The organism is Arthrobacter sp. Y3221159 (genome assembly GCF_059089885.1).
Genome location: NZ_JBNHFC010000041.1, coordinates 1 through 5,481 on the forward strand (window position 1 = coordinate 1; position 5,481 = coordinate 5,481).

The following is a 5,481-nucleotide window of genomic DNA, read 5'->3' on the forward strand; positions in this document are numbered from 1 at the left end:
GATAATTCAACCGCCCCACCGCGTTCTTCGACTTCGACACCACCCACACACCACCGTCATTCAACTCCACCTCAGTGGTCTTAAACCCCGGATAGAGCACGGCGCCGGTCACCACGACAGCCACGGCGGCACCAAAAGCGGTACCGTTGACGATTCTCTTGTGGCGCCGTTTGAGCCCAAGTTTCCCCAGCAGACTTGTCACAGCGTTATGTTCCTCAGATTGTTGCGGTGGCCCCCAGGCCTGCACAGCGGAAAGCCTGGTATTGGGCTCCCCGTTTCCCGGGAAAGCCTACCCAAGGGCCTGGCGGGACGCGATGGGGAGGCCTCCCCCACCGCCTGGCCTGCCGCTCCAAGAGCTTGGCGTGTCAGCATGGCGGCACCCCTACGTTCCCGGGTTCGCCGAGGGTGGTGGAACCTGCCTTGACATAGCGCCCCACGTTGCTGGCCGAGCCTGCCTCAATCCGATACCAGGTGCGGATCGGGTTGGGGGTCCAGTGGTCGCTTTGGATGATGTAGCAGCGGACCACCAGGGTGTGCTGGTCGGCGACATAAAGCCAGGGCGGCTGGTGCGCGTTGATGCCGTCACAGTCGTAGTACGGCGCGGGCCGGTAGTTGGCGCCGCCCAGGGTGTAGGTGCAATCCCTCACGAACTTCGGATCCGCCGAGCTGAGCCGGGTGGTCCACTCACCCCTCTTGCCCGACGTGGCGGTCGCACTGACCTGCGGGCTTCCGGTGCCGAGGGAGTTGAAGGTCTGCACGGTGATGGTGCGGGACTGCTCCCAACCGCCGGTGTTGATCGTGCGGCTGCCGGATGGCGCTACCGTTTCCCAGCCGCCTCCGCTGATCTGGATCCTGGTTTCGGCGACGTCGTTGGTGGACGTTGAGGGTGAGGACCAGCTGAGCGTGACGGTCTGGTCGTTCAACCGTCCATTGGTGCCGCTGGCTGACGGTGTGCCGGGTGAACCATAAGGCGTCACCCGGGCGGGCGCACTGGCGTCGGAACTGGGGGCAACCGTGGAGACCGCCGTGACGGTGACGGACAGGGCCTGCCCGTTGGTGAAGCCGCCCACGGTCTGGCCGGGGCTGATGGGCCCGCTTTGTCCGCCGGCGGAGTACCGGTAGCTGACTTCCTCGGCCCGGGAACCATTGCGCTGCGCGTCGGTGAGCCGGTTGAACTGGATAGTGATGTGCCGGCCCGCCCCTTCCGTGTTCGCGGGCGTGGCGCTGACGCCGGTCACCTGGGCGAGCTTCCCGGTGGCCCGTCGGGGCGCGGAGGGCGGGCTGTCGGCGCCCTTGCCGGCTTTGTTTTCCGCCTGGACCGTGAAGGTGTAGCCCGTCTCCGAGTTTTGCGCACGGAATACGGCGGTGCGCGTTGTTCCTGCCACCACCTGGGTCTGGGGGGCAGCACCGCCCCCGCTCATGGTGACGTAGTAGTTCCGGATGGGATCCCCGTTGGTGTCAGGTTCAGCCCAGTCCACCCGGATCTGGTTTTCGCTGCCCACTGCGGAGGCCACTGCCGTGGTGGGGGCAGCGGGTGCAGCGGGAAGTCCGGCGGGATTGTCCTCCACAGAGTAGATGCCCCAGTCAGAGGCACCGAGTTCATTGACCGCCTGGGCCCGGACCCGGTACTTCACGCCGTTGGTCAGGCCGGTCCAGGTGTAGTTCAGGCCTGCCACTTCGTTCCTGACTGCCACGCCGTTGGCCGGGGGCGGAGAGATCTCCAGGTTGTAGTGCTTGACCGCGGAGCCTTCGGTCCTGGCGGCGGGCCAGGTGATGACCATGTCCTTGTCGCCGGCCTTCACGGAGGGCGCTTCCGGGGGCGAGGGCTTCTCATCCGGCCGGATCTCGTTCGAGGCTGCGGACGGCTGGGACTTGCCCACCTCATTCTCGGCGATGACCGTGAAGACGTACTTGACGTCGTTTGTCAGGCCGGACAGCGTGCAGGTGGTGGTGGGGCAGGACTGCGTAAAGCCGCTGTTTGATTCAACCCGGTAGCCGGTGATGGCGGCGCCATTGTCCGACGGCGGGGCCCACTTGAGCACGGCCGTCCGGCTGCGGACGTCGGTGGCGGTGGGCGCCGACGGCGCGTCGGGCACGTCGCGGACGGTGAGGCGGAGGCGGCCGGTGGCCTGCCTGGACACGTCACCGGTCTTGTCCACCACCGTGTAGCGGACCACCAGCACGCCCTTGAAGCCCTGGGCCGGCGTCACGGTGACGTTGTCGCCGTCGAACGTTGCCTGGCCCGCGGCGGACCCGGTTTCCACGCCCGCGGCCACGATTTTCAGTGGCGCGTCAGGGAAGGGATTTCCGTCGTTGCCGAGGACATTGACCGTTTCAGCCTTGCCGGCATTGGCCTTCTCCACCGCGTCATCGTTCGCGACGGGCATCGGCCGGGTGGAGGCGACGTGGCGCGCCGCAATGTTCGCTCTGGCGGCCGGGGACCTGCCATCGCTGACCCGGACGGGAATGTTGCCGGTGAACCCGGCAGCCACCGAGGTTTCGGCCCGGACTTCCAGGACCGAGCCATTAACTGTGGCCGAGAAGCCAGCCGGGAGCCCGCCGTCGAGCTCGAATTTCAGGTTGCCCTTATCCTGCTCATCAACGTCCGTTGCCAGCGGGCCAAGGTCCAGCCGTGCCGTTTCTGCCTTGGGCACGTCCAGGGTTGCTCCACTGAAGGTGGGCGCGTGGTTGGCGTTGGGATCCGGGATTACCTTCGTCATGACCACCAGGGTGGATTTCAGCCCGTCGGGATCGTCAGGGCCGTTGCCGTCGGTGACTTCGAAGGTCAGCGAGCCAGGACCAACGTAGTCCGGCTTCGCCGCATAGCGGAGCGCAGTTCCGTCCCCGGCGATGATGTTCTCAGGTGAAGCCCCCTGGACCTGCACGGAATCCGCCACCGTGATGCGGGGCCGCTTTCCTTCCCGTACCCGGACGTACTCGTTGAGCTGGAGGGTGACCTCCTTCCCCGCCATCACTTCCACGGTCTCAGTCTTGGCCAGGCTGGGGTACTGGGCTCCCTGCCCGGGGATCCACATGATTGCTGTTGAACTGAGGCCGTCCACGTCGGTGACAGTGTAGGGAATGAGCTGGTCCTGCGGAGCCAGGGCCACCACGACGTTTCCAGACCCGCCGTCCCGGGCATTGGGGTTGCCGTCGGGAAGGCTGATCTTGAGGTCTGCTGCCACGCCGTCGGCATCGGAATCGTTCTTCAGCACCGGCACATCCACGGCGGTCTTGCCCAGGGTTTCGGCCGGGGTGACCCTGTCGTCCTTCGCTGCGGGCCGCTTCAGCTCGGCGTCGGGACTGACGCGGATCCGGACGGCGGCGCCCGCCTCGGCCTTCTTGTCGTCCTGGATGCCGTAGCCGATGCTGGCGTTGCCTGCCTCCGGCGGGGCCGTGAAAAGCACCTTGGAGTCCTCGGTGGCTTCCACCTGCAGCCCGGGCAGTGCCTCGAACGCGTTGGAGCGCAGGGCGATCGGGTCGCCGTCGGGGTCCGAATCGTTGGCGAGGACATCCACTGCGACCTTGCGCCCCGGCCTGACGTCGATGAAATCCTCCACCGCGATGGGGTTCTGGTTGTTCGCCTCCGGGGGCGCGATGCCCACGATGACGGTTCCCGTGTTTTCGGCGCCGATCCGGTCCCGTACCCGGTACGTGAAGGTATCGGTGCCTTTGGCGTCACCCGCGGCGGTGAACTCAAGGTAACCATCCCTAACGGTGGCAGTGCCCAAGGCCGCGGCCTTGTCAATGCCGGTCAGCTGGACGGAATCGCCATTGGCATCAATGCCATCCAGCGGTACCGGGATCTTCACGGACATCCCGGACACGACGCGGGCCGTCAGGTTCTTCGGCTCCGGGCGCGAGTTGTGTTCGTCGTCCCGGGCCTGGATCCGGATGGTGACCTGCTGGGAGTCCACCTGCCCCGTATCGTTGCGGACCTTATAGATGGCGTAGACCGTCTTGGGCGCTTCACCCGCGATAAAGCGGAGCGCGTCTCCGGAAACGAACATCCGTCCATCCGCGGCCTCGGGTTCCTGGGCCAGTTCCGGCACCAGGGCCAGTTCTCCCCCGTTGGGGTCTGTGTCGTTGTCCAGGACGGGAATGGTCACCACGTCGCCGGCCCGCACTGTGGCTTCGTCCGGCTTGGCCTGCGGGGGTTGGAGTTTGGCCGGCGCAGGGACCAGCAGGACGGCGATCTCGCCACTGGCCGAAGAGCGCCCGTTGGAGATGGTGTACTTCAGGGTGAGCTGGCCCTCGGCACGGATGTCCGTCACGCGGATCACCGAATGGTCCAGGACCGAAACGCTGACGGGAAGGCCCGAATCCGCCGTGACGGACTGGACCACCAGGACGCCGCCGGAAGGATCGGAATCGTTGCCCAGCACGTCCACCAGCACGCTCCCGCCGGTGGGCAGCAGGGCGATATCGCGCACAGCTACGGGCGCGCCCTCATTGTTGCCGGGAACGACGTCGACGCGAACCAGCTGCTGGGCGCTGGCGGGGCCGTTGGTCACCAGGTAAGAGACGTAGTGTGCGCCCAGGACCGCGGAGTTGAAGGTGAAGGTTTGCTGGTCCGCCCCGAGCGTGGCGGTTGACTGCTCATCGGTGCCGGCCTGGGCAAGGCGCAGGGACCCGCCCTGGGGGTCGGTGTCGTTCTTCAGGGGGGCGATCACTGTGTCAGTACCGGCAACGGCGACGACGTGGTCGGCGTTGGCTACGGGCGGCAGGGCTCCGGGTGGGCGGACGTCAACGATGATCCGTCCCTCGGCGGTGGCCGTGCCGTCGGAGATCCGGACGGTAAGGGTCTTGCGGCCGGGCGCCGTGCCGGAGTCCTGGAAGGTGAGCTGGCCGTCCGGCCTGATCCGTACCTGGTCCAGCGGGTCGGGGCTGGACACGGCTTCGGCGAAGAGGTCGTCGCCGTCGGGGTCGATCCAGTTGGTCAGGATGTTTTGGGTGAGGGTCCTGCCCTGCTGGAGCACCAGGGTGGTCTCGCGGTTCGGTTTCTGCTGAGGTGCCGAATTTTCGCCCGCGGGCACCACGCGCAGCTGCACGTCGGCAGTGGCGGACAGCCCGCGGCCGTCGTCCACGGTGTACTGGAAGGAGTCGGCGCCCGTCTTGTCGGCGGGTACGGAGATCTGGAATCCGGTATCGCCATAGATGCCGGACAGGGTTCCCGATTTCACCTCGGCCGGCGGGCGGAGGGTGAGGATGTCGCCGTCGGGGTCCGAATCGTTGTCCAGGACCGGCAGGATGGTTGTTTTGCCGGCCCTGACACCGAAGGAGTCAGGCTTGGCCGTGGGCGGGCTGTTGGGTTTGGTGCGGTCGGGAAGGACGGTTTGCTGGACCTCGTCGGCTGAGTCCTTGTCGGCGTCGTCAGACGTTTCCTTGGGCGGGATGACGTCGTCCCAGTTGTTGACCAGCTGCATGTTCTGGTTGACCAGCCACACATTGCCGGAGTTCACGTCATTGAGGACCACCAGG

Annotated in this window: 2 protein-coding genes; both read right to left on the minus strand. The window is 66.5% G+C overall.

The annotated features are described in order from the left end of the window. Positions 1-202, minus strand: a 202-nt coding sequence (locus tag AC5RT3_RS20505) for a hypothetical protein (protein WP_494125097.1), incomplete at its 3' end; no start/stop codon positions are given. A 163-nt stretch (positions 203-365) separates the two neighbouring features. Continuing rightward, the coding region (locus AC5RT3_RS20510) for an Ig-like domain-containing protein (protein ID WP_494125098.1) at positions 366-5,481 on the minus strand (5,116 nt) is incomplete at its 5' end.